This window comes from Streptomyces sp. NPDC049040 (assembly GCF_043197715.1).
In the GTDB taxonomy this organism is placed as follows: domain Bacteria; phylum Actinomycetota; class Actinomycetes; order Streptomycetales; family Streptomycetaceae; genus Actinacidiphila.
This window is the reverse complement of sequence record NZ_JBICTO010000023.1, coordinates 83,797-99,597: the sequence shown is the minus strand read 5'-3', so window position 1 is coordinate 99,597 and position 15,801 is coordinate 83,797. Positions and strand designations below refer to the sequence as shown.

The window sequence follows — 15,801 nt, the reverse complement described above, 5'->3', positions numbered from 1 at the left end:
TGATCGACCATGACACCGACATCCGCCGCTTCACCCAGGAGATCCGCTGGAACCAGGCCTACTACCACCTCGCACGCGGCCTGTGACCCCGACGGCAGCGGAGCCTCCCACACTCGACTGTGAGCGCTAACAGGCTTCGGCCATGGCTCCGCGGAACCCGTCTGCCCGAAGTGTCGTCCTGGCGCCGTCCGGCCACGGAGCGCTGCCGCCCGGTGCCTTTTCGACGATCGCCGCGGCGAGTCCTCCGGCGCCCCGGCGGACTCGCCGCACACCTCGCGGTCGAGGCTGCCCTGGGCTCCGCGGCGCCCACGGGGGTGCCGGGGCCGGGCGGGCGCGCCGGCGCCGGGCGCGCCGCGCTGAGCCCCGGCTCGGAGCCCACCGTGGGGGGATGGCCGGATCAGCCGGTGACGACCCCTGTGTTCTGGCACGCGGTCAGCAGCCAGCGCCCGTCATCCTGCTTGGCCATGACGTACAGCGGAGCGCCCTCGCTCTCGTCGCCAGGGGACAGGTAGCGCTGGCGCACCTTGACGGCCGCGACATCGGGGCGGACGAAGAGCACGTGGACCACCTCGTAGCTGACCTTGCCGTCCCAGTCGGACGCGGGGAGCACCTTCCGGGTGAACTCCGAGATCGCTTCGATGCCGATGAGGACCTTGCCGTGGGCGGTCGTCCAGATCGCGTCGGCGTGGAAGAGAGCGAGGAACTCGTCGGGGTCCTTGTGCTGCTGGGAGTGCTCGACGATGGCAACGACCTGCTTGACGGCTTCGATGTCCGCTGCGGAGTCCGTATTCACGCGGATGATCCTACGGCCTGGTCATATCTCCGACGCGCAGACCGGCCAGAACCGGCCAGACCGGCCGGACCGGCGCCGGGCTCACTCCTCGACGGGGCCGAGGTCGGGCGTGTCGCAAAGGTCCACCGCCGTGCGGGCGGTGGCGTGCAGTTCCAGGACGACGACCTCGTTGCCGCCGGCCCGCAGCACCGGTCCGGGGACGTACAGCCGCCGCTGGGGGCCGCGTGACCAGTGACGGCCGAGGTGGAAGCCGTTGATCCAGGCGTTGCCCTTGGTCCAGCCGGTCAGGTCGAGATAGGTGTCCGCGGCCTCCTCCAGGGCGAACTCCCCGCGGTGGAAGGCCGGTCCGAGGGCGGGCGCGGCGGTGGGGCGGAAGGCCAGCGGCCCCAGGTCGGCCAGGTCGAGCGGGCGGCTGGTCCAGTGATCGAGGCGGTGCTCGTCGACGAGCACGTCACCGAGGATGCCCTTGCGGTCGTGGATGCCCTGGCCGTAGTTGACCCGGCCCTGGTTCTCGACCAGCAGGTCCAGGCGTGCACCCGCGCGGGGGGCGTAGAAGGCCAGCGCGCGGTGGTGGCTCTCGCGTTCCAGCACGCCGACCGGATGCCCGTCGACGAACACCTGCGCCCGGTCGGCGACTCCTTCGACCCGCAGGGTCACCGGGCCGGCCGCCGGCAGCCGGGTCGTGTAGAGGACGAAGCCGAAGTCCTGGCCCAACTCCTCCATGGTGAGCGGCCGCTGCGCGGTCGCCGCGGTGCCGAGCACCGCGGCCGCCTCCAGCAGCGGCACGCTGTCGGGCAGGCGGATGTCCAGCACGTTGAGCTTCTTGGACGGCGAGGGCAGCGGCACATCCGGCACCGGTGCGTACCGGGCGATCACCTCGCGGAAGGCGGCGTACTTCGGCGTGGGGTCGCCCGCCTCGTCCAGCGGGGCGTCGTAGTCGTAGGAGGTGACGGTCGGCCGGTAGGTGTGCTTGTCGTTGGCGCCGTTGGTGAAGCCGAAGTTGGTGCCGCCGTGGAACATGTAGAGGCTGACGGCGGCGCCCGCGGCCAGCGCGGTGTCGAGTTCTGCGGCGGCGACGGCGGCGGGGCGCAGGTTGTGGATGCCGCCCCAGCGGTCGAACCAGCCGTTCCAGAACTCGGTGACCATCAGCGGTCCCTGCGGCTGGTGTTCCCGCAGCGTGGCCAGGTTGCGGGCCGCGCCGCTGCCGAAGTTGGCGGTCGCCAGGATCCCGGGCAGGCTGCCGCGGGCCAGGTCTCCCGGCTGGTCGCAGGTGAACAGCGGTACGTCGACACCGTGGCGGCGCAGCAGCACCGCGATGTGCTCGAGGTAGGCGCGGTCCTCACCGAAGGCGCCGTACTCGTTCTCGACCTGGACCGCGATCACCGGCCCGCCGCGGGTGGACAGGTAGGGCGCCAGAGGTGGCAGCAGCATCCCGAAGTAGGCGTCGACCGCGTCGAGATAGCGGGGGTCGGTGGTGCGCAGCCGCATGTCGGGCTCGGCCAGCAGCCACGACGGCAGCCCCCCGCCCTCCCATTCCGCGCAGATGTACGGCCCAGGGCGCAGCAGCACGTGCAGGCCGCAGGCCGCCGCCAGGTCGAGGAAGCGCGGCAGGTCGACGCCGCCGTCCATGCGCAGGCTGCCGCGGGCGGACTCGTGCAGGTTCCACGGGATGTAGGTGTCGATCGCGTTGAGGCCCATGTCCCGCGCCTTGGCCAGCCGGTCCTGCCACTGGTCCGGATGGACGCGGAAGTAGTGCAGCGCACCGGAGATGATCCTGAACGGCTCGCCGTCGAGGGAGAAGCCGTCGGTGCCCATCTGTAGTTCCGACATGGTGAGATGCCTGTTCTCGCGAGGGATGACCGGATGTTTGCGTAACCATCCGGTGCGAGTCTGGTCAGTCGCACACCGGGTGTCAAGGATGCGCGCCGCCGTGCGGCGGCGCCCGCGCGAGCGCGTCGCCGCATGTCACACGGCTGCGCGAGGCGGCGCGGTGCTGGCGCGGATCACCAGCCGGGTGGGGACCAGCGTGGTGCCGATCTCCTCCCGGTCGTTGCGGATCTGCTGGAGCAGGCCGTCCACGCAGCGGCGGCCGACCTCCGAGAAGTCCTGGTGCACGGTCGTCAGCGGCGGCAGGAAGGACGACGCCTCCGGGATGTCGTCGAACCCGACCACGCTGACGTCCTGCGGCACCCGCCGCCCCCGCTCGTGCAGCGCCCGCAACACCCCCAGCGCCATCTGGTCGTTGGCGACGAAGACCGCGGTGCACTCCGCCTCCTCGGCCAGCCGCAGCCCGGACTCGTAGCCGGACTCCGCGGACCAGTCGCCGCGCAGCGGCGCCGGCACCGGCCGTCCGGCCTCCTCCAGCACCGCGCGCCAGGCGGCCACCCGGCCTTCCGAGGAGAACGAGTCGGCCGGGCCCCCCACATGCCACACCGTGCGGTGGCCGATGTCCAGCAGGTGCTCCACCGCCGCGCGGGCGCCGCCGACCTGGTCGGTGTCGACGACGCAGTAGCGGTCCCCGGCGTTGGAGTCGGCCACCACCACATGGGCGTTGGGCGGCAGGGCCACCGTCGCGGCGTCCAGCAGATGCACCTCCATGAGGATGACGATGCCGTCCACGGCCAGCTCGCCAAGCCGGGTGAAGGCCCCGCGCACGCTGTCCTGGGTGGGGAGCGCGACAGGAAGCAGCGTCGTCGCGTACCCCTCGACCGCGGCCGAGGTGGCGATGGCCTCGACGGTACGGGTGTTGCCGGTGGTGGAGAGGTTGAACGTGATGACGCCGATGGTGTGGAATTCGCCGCTCTTCAGCGCGCGGGCGGCGCTGTTGGGCCGGTAGCCCAGCTCCTTCATGGCGGCGAGCACCTGGAGCCGGGTGGACTCCACCACCCCGGGGTAGCCGTTGGACACCCGCGAGACCGTCTGCGCGGACACACCGGCCAGCCGGGCGACGTCCGCCATCGACGCACCTCGCCGGCGCCGGACCGTGGACGTGCCGGCGTCCCCTTTTCTGGCTGCACCGCTGCTGTCCACTTGCTGCTCGCCCCTTATGCGCACCGTTGGGCCGTTCATGGCCGTGACTGGGATTTTAGGCGGCGCGGATCGCAGTGCGGGGCTCCGGCGGCCCGGCCGGAAGAGGGGCGGCCGCACCTCTTGACGCATCCGGGTCCCGGGCGGGACCTGCTCCGGTGCCGCGCGGTTCCTCAGCCCCGCGCCGTCCATTCGGTCGCGAGGAGGCCGAAGACCGCCTCGTCCGCGTAGCCGCCGTACACCCACGCGGAGTGCCGCAGGGTTCCCTCCCGGGTGAAGCCCGCCCTGGTCGCCGCCGCGATCATCGGGGCGTTGTCCGCGAGCGTCTCGATCTGGAGGCGCTGGAGTCCGCGCACGGCGAATCCGTACTCGCACAGGGTCAGGACGACGTCGAGGCCCAGCCCGCGGCCGCGGAAAGCGGGGCGCAGGGAGATCCCGATGTGCGCCGTCCTGCTGTGCGTGTCGATGCCCCACAGCAGGGCCTCGCCGACCAGGTCCCGCGAGTCCAGCTCCACCACCGAGAAGCAGGCCGCCTCGTCCGACGGTTCCGACACCGCGTAGGGGGACTGCCCGGAACCCGGCGGGAGTGGCCGCCACGGGCGGGAGTCGGCGCGCGCCCTGGTCGCCACGTCGTCGTACAGCTCGGCATGGAGTACCGCGACATCGCTCTGGTGCCGGGCGCGCAGCCCGATCCTCTCGCCGTTTATCACAGGGCATTGCTATACGAGGGAAAGCAGCCGGACAACCGCGTTTACCGGACATCGCACCGCCGCCGGGGCCCGTGGCGCCCGCCGCCCCGGCCCGAGACAGGCCGCCGCACCCGGATACGCCGACTCCCCGCGCCCGGAAGGCGCGGGGAGTGCGGGTACGGGGGTGCGGCGGTGGTGTCAGTCCTTGTCGCGCAGGTGCTTCACGGCGTCCTTGATCTTCTCGCCGGCCTGCCGCACGTCGCCCTTGGCCTGGTCGCCGCGGCCCTCGGCCTCGAGGTCCTCGTTCCCCGCCACGTGGCCGACCGTCTCCTTGATCTTGCCGGTCGCCTGCTCGGTCTTCGCCCTGGTCTTGTCACTGTCGCTCATGGCCTGGCTCCTCTCGCTCTCGGGACACGGCTGCCCAGTGCCGGGCACCTCATGTATGCCGCCGCGCGGCATCCGCCAAGCGGCCTGCGGCGGGTGCGGCGGCCGGAACCGGCCGCGTACGGAGGAATCCGGGGGGTATCCGCAGGGGTGGTACCCGTGCGGCATACCCGGGTACAGCCGGTGACCCGGGGGCGGAGGTGGCACGGATGGCCGGAACCGCGGGTCGGGTGCGGGAGGCCTGGCGGCGATCCGCGCCGGGCCGGATATGGCGCCAGGGCACGGCCCTGGAGCTGATGCACCGGTCGATGGGCTTCGCCGCGCTCGGCCTGGTGACGCTGATGCCGCTGCTCATCGTGGTGGCCGCGGCAGTGCCCTACCACCGTGCGGGCTTCGCGCAGTGGATCGTGGACGGCATGGGCCTGTCGGCCGGTCCCGCGGCGACCGTGCGGCGCCTGTTCTCGACCCCGGGCAAGGTGCTGAGCACCACGAGCGCGCTGAGCCTGGCGGCGCTCGCGGTCTTCGGACTGTCCTTCGCGGCGAGCGTGGCGACCGCGTACGAGCGGATCTGGGACCTGCCGGCGAACGCCTGGCACGCCGTGTGGCGCCGGGCGGTCTGGCTTGCGGTGCTGACCGCCTACCTTTTCGTGGAGGCGCAGAGCGGCACGGTGCTCGACGGCGGGGCGCTGCCGACCGCGCTGCGGATCGCCTTCACCCTCGCCTGCGGCGTGCTCTTCTTCTGGTGGGGCCAGCTCTTCCTGCTCGGCAACCGCGTCCCGGCCCGCCCCGCCCTCACCGGTGCGGTGTTCACCATGGTCGGCCTGGTCGGCCTGCGGATCTTCTCGGTGCTCGTACTGTCGCCGCTGACGTTGACGAGCGCGGTGACGTACGGCCCGGTCGGCACGGTGCTGATGGTCCAGAGCTGGCTGATCGGGGTGGGCTTCGTCATCTTCGGCGGCGCGCTGGTCGGGCGGCAGCTGCACAGCGGGGTGCTTCCCGAGGGGGCCCAATCGCCCGCCGCCGGGGTCGCCCCGGGGCCGCCGCCGGGGGACCGGGCAGGCGACCCCGACCCGGCGGACGCCCCCGGGGGCAGGCCGTAGGAGTCTAGGCCGCGTCCGGGGCCCTGCCCTTGGCCACGTCGCGGGTGCGCCGCGACGCGGTGCGGCCTTCCGCCGCGGCGGCGACCCGGATCGCCCGCTCGGCGTTGTAGTGGGCGCCGACCAGGAGCGCGAGATTGGTGAACCACAGCCACACCAGGAAGGCGACCGCGCCGGACAGCTGGCCGTAGAGCCGGTTGTAGGTGCCAAGGCGCGCGGTGTACGTCGCGAACCCGGCCGATGTGAGCAGCCACAGGATGACCGCGACGCCACCGCCGGGCGCGGTCGTCCGCAGGCTCCGTGCCACCGGCGGCCCGGAGCGGAAGAGGATCAGCACCGTGGCCGCCGCCACGGTGACCAGTACCGGCCAGCGCAGCGCGCGCCACGCCGACACCAGCGGGGTGCCCAGGTGCAGCATGTCCCCGGCCCGGTGGGCGAGTTCGCCGCTGACGACGACGCAGATGGTGCTGCACGCCAGCAGGACCAGCAGCATGAGCGCGGTGAGCACGACGCGCGGCAGGGCGCGCCAGGCCGGCCTGTGGTCCTCCACGCCGTGGATGTGGTGCAGGGCCCGCCGGAAGACCGCGGCATAGCTGCACGCCGCCCAAGCGGCCCCCGCCCCGCTGACCGCGGCCAGCGAGGTGGTGGCGGAGGCATCCTGCGCCATGTGCCGCAGCGCGTCGGCCACCAGCGGCCGGGACTGTCCTGGCATCAGCACCTCCAGGCCGCCCGGCACCCCGCTGGCGTCGGGGCTGCCGGTCAGCCCGACCAGGGACAGCGTCATCAGCAGCGCAGGGAAGAGCGCCAGCACCGCGTAGTAGGTGAGCGCGGCGGCCCGCTCCGTCGCGTCCTTGTCCCAGGCCGCCGCCACGGCCCGGACCAGCATTCGGAGCACTCCGAATACCGTGGACACTCTTCCCGTTGCCAACGCTGCCTCCTCGACCCCGCCCCACCGACACACCAGACGGGGTCCGTCTGCCCCGTCTTCGGCTTCGCCAACTCATCTGGCTCGAAAGGATTGTTCGGCACATTTCGAGCCGCAGGCCCGCCATCTTGCGGCGTTCAGCGGGCAGGCGCAGGGGTGAGGAGGTACGCCATGAACGCGCAACTTGCGATGAGCCGCACGCCCTGGTGGGCGCGCGTGGCCATCGGGCTGGTGGGCCTGGTGGTGCTCGCCCTGGTCTTCGGGAGACTCCACCTGCTGCCCGGACTGCCCAATCCGTTCGCCGAACGGACCAACGACCGCAGCGGGCCCGTCCTGCTGAAGTCGATTCAGGACATGAGCCGCTACGAGGGCGCGAGCGGCAACTTCGAGGTGGTGGTCGACCTCCAGAAGGACGCCAAGTACCTGCCGGACGTCGTGCACGGCGAGCGGACCCTGTACGTGGGTGCGGGCAGTGTCGACGCCTACGTGGACCTCGGCTCGGTGGGCGCGGACGCCGTCAAGGTGACCGACGACCGCAAGACCGCCACGATCCGGCTGCCGCACGCGGCGCTGGAGCGCACGTCGCTCGACCCCAAGAACTCCTACATCGTCTCCCAGCAGCGGGGCTTCTTCGACCGGGTCGGCGACTTCTTCGGCAGCGACACCGGGAACGCGCAGAAGCTCAGCATCCTGGCCGCGCAGAAGATCCAGGACGCGGCCAAGCAGACCGAACTCACCGCGCGCGCCGAGACCAACACCCGCACGATGCTGCAGGGCATGCTCACCTCGCTGGGCTTCACCACGGTCACCATCAGCTTCGGCCCGGCCGCACAGCCCTCACCCTCCGCGTCCGCTTCCGCCACCCCGTCCCGGTGACCGGACCGTCGGACGGGCGATCACGCGGCTCCGGCCGAGCCTCCCGTCCGGTCCGCGATCCCGTCCGGCGTGAGCTCGTACGGGACGGGACAGGCCACGATCCGCTCGTGCCCGACGCGGCCGGGGAGGACCCGCAGGGTCACCCCGGCCGCGTCGCGGATACCGCGGTCGCGGATACCGCGTGGCGGGACGGTGCAGGCGAGGCGCTTCCCTGAGCACCACACCTGACCGGTGCCGCCACCCACCGTCCCTGAGGCCCTGACCGCGTGCGGTCAGGGCTGCCCCGAGGCACGGGCGTCGAGGTCGACGCGCACCGTCAGCGCGTCGGTGTCGGCCAGGGCCGCGGCGCCCATGCACATCCGTCGCGCCGGGCCGTCCCGGCCGATCAGCCGCCGCCGCTCGCGCGGATCGTCGTCGTCCACGATGTGCGCGGTGCCCGCCCGCCAGGCGACGCCAGAGCCGGTGCGCATCTTGACCCGGACCCGGGGATCGGCCTGGATGTTCCTGACCCAGTCGGCGCGGTATCCGCTCTGGGCCACCAGCCAGAAGACGTCCCCTGCCAGGCCGTCGCACACCGGAGTGTGCCGCGGCAGTCCGGTGCGCCGCCCGGTCGTCTCCAGCAGGGCGTCGCCCGGCGGCGGCATGCCCAGGTTGTGCGCGAGCATGACGACGGGGTTCACGGCGTGGGCCTGCAGCAGGCGGATCACGCGCTCCCTGGCGACCGGCCCGGTCATCTGCGCCATCCCTTCCGGCGCCGGCCCTGGCCGCCGTCAGGCGACCGCCGGCGCACCCGTCCCGCCTCCGAACCTACGTCGGGTCCGGCCGTGCCACCATCGGGGATTCCGCGCCCCCGGCGCTGTCCGCGGGCGGCCGGGTCGCTGCGCGCAGCGACGTGCGCGATCGTGGAGACATGCCCTTCGACGACTTTTCACCGGACGGGTCCGAGGTCACAGCGCCGGTCCCGCACTGGTACGACTTCGTCTGTCCCTTCTGCTACATCGGGCAGGACCGGTCACGCATCCTCGCCGAGCGCGGTTTCACCCTGCTGACCATCCCGTTGCCCATCCACATGGAGATCCCGCTGGAGGGCGCCGCGGCGGGCCCGCGGGAGGGCCCGATGTACGAGTTCCTGGAGAGGGAGGCGCGGGCCGCCGGGCTTCCGCTGCACTGGCCGGCCCGGCTGCCGAACTCGCTGTACGCGCTCACCGCCGCGGAATGGGTGCGCCGCCACGAGCCGGGCGCCTTCCCCTCGCTGCACGCGGGACTGTTCGACGCCCACTTCGTCCGCGGCGAGGACCTCGGCGACCAGGCGGTGGTGGAGGGCCACGCGGTGGCCAGCGGCGTGGACAAGCAGGCCATGCGGGCGGCGATGAGCACATCAGGGCCGGCGCGGGACGTCCAGCGGTCCGGCGGATTCGCCGAGCGGTTCGGCGTCACCGGCACCCCCGCGTGGCTCGTGGGCAGCCGGCTGGTCTCCGGGCTGCGCCCGCGGTCGGAGTTCGAGGAGTTCCGCGCGGCATGAGCGGCGGCCGGCACGCGGTCACGGTCGACAGGGACCTGGTCTACGCGACCGTCGACGGGGCGGAGCTGCGCCTCGACATCCACCGTCCTGCCGGGGAGGGCGCCCCGGTCGTCGTCTACGCGCACGGCGGCGGGTGGAGCCGCGGCGACCGGCGGACCGATGCCGCGGGACGGGTGGCCCCGCTCGCCGCGTTCGGCGTGACCGTGGTCGCGGTCGACTACCGCCTGGCACCGCGCGCGGTCTTCCCCCAGCCGCTCCACGACCTCAAGGCAGCGGTGCGCTGGCTGCGCGCGCACGGGCCACGCCTGGGCCTCGCCACCGGGAACCTCGGCATCTGGGGCGCCTCCGCGGGGGCGTATCTGGGATCGCTGCTGGCCCTGTCGGAGGGCGACAGCGCGCTGGAGGGTTCGGTCGGCGGCAACCTCGGGCACTCCAGCGCCGTGCAGGCAGTGGTGCACTGGTTCGGCCAGGCGGACCTGGCGGCCTCGGCGGGGCGCAGCGAGGTGGAGGCACGGCTGCTGCCCTTCCGTTTCGAAGCGGACCTGCTCGGTGTCACCGACCCGGTGGAGTTGGCGGACCGCGCCCGGGGGCTCAGCCTGCTGTCGCGGGTCTCGCCGCAGGCGCCGCCCTTCCTGATCGCCCACGGCGACCGCGACCGGATCGTCCCGCCCTCCGAGGGCTTCGCGCTGCACCAGGCGCTCGGCCGCGCCGGCGCGCGGAGCCGCCTGGAGGTCCTGGCCGGCGCCGGCCACGAGGACCCGCAGTTCGACGATCCTGCCTCCCTCGCGTGCACGGCGGCCTGGCTGCGGACGGTCCTTGGGCGGCCTCCCGGCTGACGAACCGCCTGTCCTGGGCGCACGGCGCGCAAATGCCCTCGCGGATCGACCCGGCGGGCTGATAGCAAGGGACGATGCCGACCGAAGCCCTTGGCCCGACCGAACACCCCTACGTCGAGCGGGACCGCGAGCGCTTTTTCGCCGTGTCCGTGCGGCGCCTCGCTCCGCGCAATCCGGGCAGCGCAGGCCGGCTGTCCACACTTCCCCCGGCCGCGGCCCGCGGCATCTCGTACGCCGCCGCCCACCGGGTGGCCCACCCGACGTCCTTCGGGAAGACCGCCCGGCGGGTGCGGGGATGACCGGCGCGTCCGAACGCGCGCTGAGCTTCGGAAGCGTGGCGGAGGCGTACGAACGCTTCCGACCGGGGTATCCCGCGGAGCTCTTCGACCTGGTGGAGGAGTACGCGGGGCAGCCGCTCGCGACGGCCCTGGAGATCGGCGCGGGGACCGGCAAGGCGACCCGGGTGCTGGCCGCGCGGGGGGTCGCGGTCACCGCGACCGAGCCCGACGCCGCCATGCTCGGCGTGCTCCGCGGGCAGGTGCCCGCGGACGTCAGGACGGTGCGGGCCGCGTTCGAGGACCTGCGGACGGGCGAGAGGTACGGGCTGGTCTACGCGGCGGCGGCGCTGCACTGGACGCGCGCGGAGGGCCGCTCGGCGCGGCTGGCCGCGCTGATCGAACCCGGCGGCGTGTTCGCCTCGTTCGGCGGGCCGGTCCGGCCCGTCGACCCGGCCGTGACGGAGGCCGTCCGCGCGGCCAGGGCACCTTTCCTCGGCAGCGACGAGGTGGCGTCACCTGACGGCACGCCCGAGGGGGAGGCCATGCAGTGGCCCGGTACCGAACTGCGGCGCTGCGACTGGTTCACCGATGTCCGGCAGTCGCTGGTCGAGCGGCGACTGTCCATGCCGGCGCGCGACTACGCCGGATACCTCTCGACCGTGTCGGCGTATCTCCTGCTGCCCGCGGCGGACCGGCGGCAGGTGCTGGAGCGGATCGTGCGGGCCCTCCCCGAAACGGTGGAGATCCTCGCCGACATCACCGTCCACCTCGCACGCCGCAACCACCGGCGGTAGCACCGCGATCCCCGGTCCGCCGCCTCTGCCGCCTGCTCCGCGATGCCGAGCGGTGGCGCCGAGCGCGGTGCCGGGTCGATTCCGCTTTCTGCCTGCCGGCGACCGGGTGCGCGGGGCGTCGAGGCCCCGGCGGCGGGCCGCAACTCCGGCCGGAGGGCTCGGCCGTCATGACACTGATCCTGCTGAGCTTCATGTGGACGTGGAACGACTACTTCCTGTCGCTGATCCTGGTGTCCGACCCGGCCCACCAGCCCCTCACCCTCGGCCTCGGCGCCTTCTCCGGCCGCTCCATGGTGCACACCAACCTGCTCGCGGCAGCCGCCGCAGCTCATCTCCCTGCCGGTGGTGTGCCTCTACGTCTTCCTCCAGCGGGAGTTCATCCGCGGCATGCTCTCCGGCGCGGTCAAGGGCTGACCCCCGCGCGGAACCGCCGGGGGCACGCCCGCAGTCTCAGGGGGTGGGCCGGCCGGGGGGCCGGCCGACAGGGTGACACGGGGGGCGTCGTGAACCAGCCTTGGGGGATGAGCGGACCGCAGTTCCTGGGCGTGTACGCCGCCGCGTTCGCGGTGGCGCTGCTGGTGGTCGCGGTGGTGCGGGCGGTGCAGCGCGGAGGCCGGGCGAGTGGTCCCGCGCCGGACGTCTACGCGCTCGCGGTGGTGAACGGCGGACGTGACCGCGTGGTCGACGTGGCGGTGCGGGCCCTCGTCGCGGGCGGGCAGCTGCGCGTCAGCAGGGACCACACGATCGCCGTCTGCGGGCCGCCCGCACCCGGCGACCCGGTGCAGCAGGCAGTACTGGCCTGCGTCGAGCGGCTGCCGCTGACGGATCTGGGCGGGGTGCGCGCGCACGCCCGCACGGCGGAGCCGGTGCTGAGGGTGGAGCGGACCGCCGTGGAACACGGCCTGCTGCTGACCGCGGAGCGCCGCAGGAAGGCCCGCGCCGCGGTTCTGGTGCCCGCGGCCGTCATCGGCGTCGGAGTGGCGCGGCTGGTCAACGGAGTACGCCTCGGACGGCCGGTCATGCTGCTGGTGCCGGCACTCGCGGTGAGCATCGTCGTGGCGGTCGTCCTCGCCGTCGCCGCCCCCCGGGTCAGCCGCGCCGGCGCCGAGCTGGCGGCCGGGGCACGGCTCGCGCACGCCTCGGGATCCACCGTCCTCGCCGCGCATGGCGCGCCCGCGGGCTACGGCGCCTACGCCGCCGCGGCCCTGCTCGTACCCGCAGAGGTGCTCGGGGTGGCCGCGCTGGGCCCCGACGGGGTGGCGGACATGGACCTGCGCGGCGCGCTGTACGGCGGCCTGGCGTCCTCCTCGGGCGGCGGGTCCTCCGGCGGCGGCTGCGGTGGCGGGGGTGGGGACGGCGGCGGCTGCGGCGGCGGAAGCGGCTGCGGTGGGGGCTGCGGGGGAGGGTGCGGAGGATGAGCCGGGACAGACCGCTCCCGGCGGACCGCGCCGTACCCCGGCTCGGCTACGGCATCGGCTGGCGGCCGGCCATCGACCTGACGGTGGAAGGGCTGCCGGGTGTCGACTTCGTCGAGGCCGTCGCCGAGGGCATCACGCCCGAGCGGCTGCCCGACTCGCTGCGGGCACTGCGCGCCCGCGGCGTCCCGGTGGTCCCGCACGGCGTGTCCCTGTCGCTCGGCGGGGCCGAACGACCCGCCCCGGGGCGGCTGGCGCATCTCGCCGCCTGCGCCGAGGCGCTGGGCTCACCACTGGTCAGCGAGCACATCGCCTTCACCCGGGCAGGCGACCTCGAAGCGGGGCACCTGCTCCCCGTCCCCCGGACCCGGGACGCTCTGGCGGTGGTCGCGGAGAACGTCCGCATCGCCCAGGAGCACCTTCCGGTGCCGCTGGCTCTGGAGAACATCGCACCGCTGCTGCGGTGGCCCGCGGAGGAGCTGACGGAAGGGCAGTTCCTCAGCGAACTGGCCGAGCGCACCGGCGCCCTGCTCCTGGTGGACGTCGCCAACCTGCACACGGCGCACATCAACCTCGGGGCGGACCCGCACGACGTCCTCGCCGAACTGCCCCTGGAGCAGCTGGCGTACGTCCATGTCGCGGGCGGCATCGAGGTCGACGGCGTCTGGCACGACACCCACACCCACCCGGTCGGCGAACCCGTCCTCGACCTGCTGGCCGAGTTGGCCGGGCACACCCGGGTGCCGGGGGTACTGCTCGAACGCGACGGCGACTACCCGTCCGACGCCGACCTCGCGGGCGAACTGGCCGCGATCCGCGCGGCCGTCGCCCGAGGCACCCGTGCCCGCTGACCCCGTGCCCGCTGACCCCGCGGACGCCAGAGCCCGCCTCGCCGCGGACCAGGAAGCGCTGCTCGCCGCCCTGGTCGCCGGGGCCGAGGCACCCGCCGGGTTCGACCCCGGCAGGGTGCGGGTGCAGGCCGAGGCGCTGCGGGTCAAGCGGATGCGCGTCGCCGCCCACCACCACCCGTGGCTCGCCACCGCCCTCGGCCCGCGCTATGCGGCCGCCTTCGCCCGCTACGCCGGTGCGCACCCGCTGCGGGCGGGGCGCACCGGCCACGCCGACGCCGAGGGGTTCGAGGTGTACCTGGCCGGCCGCGGCGAACTGCCCCGCCGACCGCGCCACCGGTGGTGGCCGCGGTCAGCGTCGGGACCGCGGCGACCGTGAGTCGCCGAAGAGGACCCGGTAGGCGATCAGCAGCACCAGCGAGCCCGCGATGGCGGCCAGCCAGGTCTTGCCGTCGAAGAAGTGGTGCGGAATCGGCTTGTCCAGCAGTTTCGCGGACAGCCAGCCGCCCAGCAGTGCGCCGACGAAGCCGATCAGCGTCGTGCCGACCAGACCGCCGGGGTCGCGCCCCGGCAGGATGACCTTGGCTATGGCGCCGGCGAGAAGTCCCAGAACGATCCATCCGATGATGCCCATGCCGTCCGTCTGCCCCCGGCGCCCGGCCGCACGCCCGTGCGATCCGCAGCCGTGCCGTCACCTCCGCCGGTCGGTGTGCCGGTACCCGAAGGGCCCGGGCAGGTCCGCCGAGGTGGTGCGGCGCCCGGTGGTGGACCAGGTGCGGTGGGCGCCCTTGCGTCCGACGGTGATGGACAGTGACTTGCGGTTCACGTTGATCCGCACCCCTGGCAGGATGTGGAACGACTTGCGGAATGTCATTGGCATATCGGCCTCCCATGGCTTTGGGACTCCGTGTGCCCCCCTCCGGGGTTTTCACTGCTGCCGGGACGAATTGACGTCTCATCAGTTCTGTCCGCGGGGCCGATGCCGCGTCGGCGACCCGGACCGAGCGGCGCCGTCAGCGGAAGCAGAGGACCGCGGGACGGGCGGGCGGAAGTCCACGACCTGCCCGGCTCCACCGCGTCCCCCGAGCCCGTCCCGGTCTCCGCGCCCGTTCCGGAGGCTGCCCGTTCCCGTGGCCGCCCGGGACGCCGACCGCCCGGGGACCCCGACCGCCCGGGACCCCGACCGCCCTTCCCGCGCCCTTTCGCCGGCGGCGGGAATAGCGCAGCGGATCCGTGCCCCGGCCAGCGGATGAGCCGGGCGGGACATCGGCGTATCGTGGCTGGCATTGGACCGAGCCGCGGCCTGAGGGACGCGGGCGATTGCGGTGAGTGGTGCCCGCATTTCCGCGGCCGGGAATCCATCGTCCTTCAGGCGTTTCCCACGATTCAGCCGTTTCACGCGGAAGGATTCAGCATATGGGCACGGTCACCACCAAAGACGGCACGACCATCTTCTACAAGGACTGGGGTCCGCGCGACGGACAGCCGATCGTCTTCCATCACGGCTGGCCGCTCAGCGCTGACGACTGGGACAACCAGATGCTGTTCTTCCTCGCGCACGGCTATCGGGTGATCGCCCACGACCGGCGCGGGCACGGCCGCTCCACCCAGACCCCGACCGGCCACGAGATGGACACCTACGCCGCCGACGTGGCGGAGCTCACCGACGCGCTCGACCTGCGAGGAGCCTTCCACATCGGGCACTCGACCGGCGGGGGAGAGGTCACGCGGTACGTGGCGCGCGCCAAGCCGGGCCGGGTGGCCAAGGCGGTGCTGGTGAGCTCGGTCCCGCCGGTCATGGTCAAGTCGGATGCGAACCCCGGCGGCACCCCGATCGGGGTCTTCGACGAGCTGCGCGCCTCCCTGGCCGCCAACCGTTCGCAGTTCTACGTCGATCTGCCGACCGGCCCGTTCTACGGATTCAACCGGCCCGGCGCGAAAGTCTCGCAGGCGCTCATCGACAACTGGTGGCGTCAGGGGATGATGGGTGCGGCCAACGCGCACTACGAATGCATCAAGGCATTCTCCGAGACCGATTTCACCGAGGACCTGAAGAAGATCGATGTACCGGTCCTCGTGGCACACGGGACCGACGACCAGATCGTGCCGTACGCGGACGCGGGGCCCTTGTCGGCCGAAATCCTGGCGCACAGCACATTCAAGAGCTACGACGGTTTCCCGCACGGAATGCTGTCGACGGAACCCGACACCCTCAATCCCGACCTCCTGGCGTTCCTGAAGGAATAGCGCGCGGCCGGGAGCGGGGCAGCGGCCCAGGACCGGAGTCCTGGGCCGCTGCCGGGATCGGGCGGGTGCC

General features: G+C 73.3%; 17 protein-coding genes and 1 pseudogene. 9 read left to right on the top strand and 9 right to left on the bottom strand.

From position 1 onward, the window contains the following. Positions 1–397: 397 nt before the first annotated feature. The 5 genes from ACGFMP_RS33505 to ACGFMP_RS33485 all read right to left on the bottom strand — a co-directional run bounded on the left by ACGFMP_RS33505 (position 398) and on the right by ACGFMP_RS33485 (position 4,896). Positions 398–802, bottom strand: a complete 405-nt coding sequence (locus ACGFMP_RS33505; protein WP_393677333.1) for an SgcJ/EcaC family oxidoreductase — start codon at positions 800–802, stop codon at positions 398–400. A 72-nt stretch (positions 803–874) separates the two neighbouring features. After that, positions 875–2,623, bottom strand: a complete 1,749-nt coding sequence (locus ACGFMP_RS33500; RefSeq protein ID WP_393677331.1) for a beta-galactosidase family protein — start codon at positions 2,621–2,623, stop codon at positions 875–877. Positions 2,624–2,758: 135 nt separating this feature from the next. Beyond that, positions 2,759–3,751 carry a LacI family DNA-binding transcriptional regulator gene (locus ACGFMP_RS33495; RefSeq protein ID WP_393677330.1) on the bottom strand — a complete coding sequence of 331 codons (993 nt, stop codon included), beginning with the start codon at positions 3,749–3,751 and terminating at the stop codon, positions 2,759–2,761. Positions 3,752–3,993: 242 nt separating this feature from the next. Further along, complete coding sequence (locus ACGFMP_RS33490) at positions 3,994–4,530, bottom strand: GNAT family N-acetyltransferase (RefSeq protein WP_393677329.1); 537 nt, start codon at positions 4,528–4,530, stop codon at positions 3,994–3,996. A 177-nt stretch (positions 4,531–4,707) separates the two neighbouring features. Then, on the bottom strand, positions 4,708–4,896 hold the full coding sequence (locus ACGFMP_RS33485) for a CsbD family protein (RefSeq protein ID WP_393677327.1): 189 nt from the start codon (positions 4,894–4,896) through the stop codon (positions 4,708–4,710). A gap of 206 nt (positions 4,897–5,102) precedes the next feature. Here ACGFMP_RS33485 and ACGFMP_RS33480 point away from each other — a divergent pair, with 206 nt between their 5' ends. Beyond that, positions 5,103–5,993: a ribonuclease BN gene (locus ACGFMP_RS33480; protein WP_393677326.1), complete on the top strand. Its 891-nt coding sequence runs from the start codon at positions 5,103–5,105 to the stop codon at positions 5,991–5,993. A gap of 4 nt (positions 5,994–5,997) precedes the next feature. On the opposite strand, the gene ACGFMP_RS33475 is transcribed toward ACGFMP_RS33480, so the two are convergent. Then, positions 5,998–6,876, bottom strand: a complete 879-nt coding sequence (locus ACGFMP_RS33475) for a YihY/virulence factor BrkB family protein (RefSeq protein WP_393677332.1) — start codon at positions 6,874–6,876, stop codon at positions 5,998–6,000. A gap of 210 nt (positions 6,877–7,086) precedes the next feature. Between ACGFMP_RS33475 and ACGFMP_RS33470 the strand changes: the two genes are divergently transcribed. Next, positions 7,087–7,791: a DUF4230 domain-containing protein gene (locus ACGFMP_RS33470; RefSeq protein ID WP_393677325.1), complete on the top strand. Its 705-nt coding sequence runs from the start codon at positions 7,087–7,089 to the stop codon at positions 7,789–7,791. Between the two features lie 272 nt (positions 7,792–8,063). On the opposite strand, the gene ACGFMP_RS33465 is transcribed toward ACGFMP_RS33470, so the two are convergent. After that, the gene (locus tag ACGFMP_RS33465) at positions 8,064–8,525 is read right to left on the bottom strand and encodes a nitroreductase/quinone reductase family protein (RefSeq protein ID WP_393677324.1); all 462 of its coding nucleotides are present in this window, start codon (positions 8,523–8,525) and stop codon (positions 8,064–8,066) included. Between the two features lie 176 nt (positions 8,526–8,701). Here ACGFMP_RS33465 and ACGFMP_RS33460 point away from each other — a divergent pair, with 176 nt between their 5' ends. The 6 genes and pseudogenes from ACGFMP_RS33460 to ACGFMP_RS33435 all read left to right on the top strand — a co-directional run bounded on the left by ACGFMP_RS33460 (position 8,702) and on the right by ACGFMP_RS33435 (position 13,863). Continuing rightward, a complete protein-coding gene (locus tag ACGFMP_RS33460; RefSeq protein WP_393677322.1) occupies positions 8,702–9,313 on the top strand; it encodes a DsbA family protein in 612 nt (203 codons plus the stop codon). Then, entirely contained in the window at positions 9,310–10,149 is an 840-nt protein-coding gene (locus ACGFMP_RS33455) for an alpha/beta hydrolase fold domain-containing protein (RefSeq protein WP_393677320.1), read from the top strand. Before ACGFMP_RS33460 ends, ACGFMP_RS33455 begins: the two co-directional genes overlap by 4 nt. Before the next feature lie 74 nt (positions 10,150–10,223). After that, positions 10,224–10,448, top strand: coding sequence for a hypothetical protein (locus ACGFMP_RS33450; protein WP_393677319.1), 225 nt, complete (start codon positions 10,224–10,226; stop codon positions 10,446–10,448). Continuing rightward, a complete protein-coding gene (locus ACGFMP_RS33445; RefSeq protein ID WP_393677317.1) occupies positions 10,445–11,221 on the top strand; it encodes a class I SAM-dependent methyltransferase in 777 nt (258 codons plus the stop codon). Before ACGFMP_RS33450 ends, ACGFMP_RS33445 begins: the two co-directional genes overlap by 4 nt. 521 nt (positions 11,222–11,742) lie before the next feature. Beyond that, on the top strand, positions 11,743–12,639 hold the full coding sequence (locus tag ACGFMP_RS33440; RefSeq protein WP_393677316.1) for a TIGR04222 domain-containing membrane protein: 897 nt from the start codon (positions 11,743–11,745) through the stop codon (positions 12,637–12,639). Beyond that, a pseudogene (locus ACGFMP_RS33435) lies at positions 12,636–13,863 on the top strand (DUF692 domain-containing protein). The gene ACGFMP_RS33440 and the pseudogene ACGFMP_RS33435 overlap by 4 nt, the downstream one beginning before the upstream one ends. Here ACGFMP_RS33435 and ACGFMP_RS33430 read toward each other — a convergent pair. After that, a complete protein-coding gene (locus ACGFMP_RS33430) occupies positions 13,837–14,118 on the bottom strand; it encodes a GlsB/YeaQ/YmgE family stress response membrane protein (protein WP_393677314.1) in 282 nt (93 codons plus the stop codon). The pseudogene ACGFMP_RS33435 and the gene ACGFMP_RS33430 overlap by 27 nt on opposite strands. Before the next feature lie 57 nt (positions 14,119–14,175). Continuing rightward, positions 14,176–14,364, bottom strand: coding sequence for a DUF4236 domain-containing protein (locus ACGFMP_RS33425; RefSeq protein ID WP_393677313.1), 189 nt, complete (start codon positions 14,362–14,364; stop codon positions 14,176–14,178). 536 nt (positions 14,365–14,900) lie between these two features. On the opposite strand from ACGFMP_RS33425, the gene ACGFMP_RS33420 reads away from it, so the two are divergent. After that, a complete protein-coding gene (locus tag ACGFMP_RS33420; RefSeq protein WP_393677311.1) occupies positions 14,901–15,731 on the top strand; it encodes an alpha/beta fold hydrolase in 831 nt (276 codons plus the stop codon). Positions 15,732–15,801: the final 70 nt, after the last annotated feature.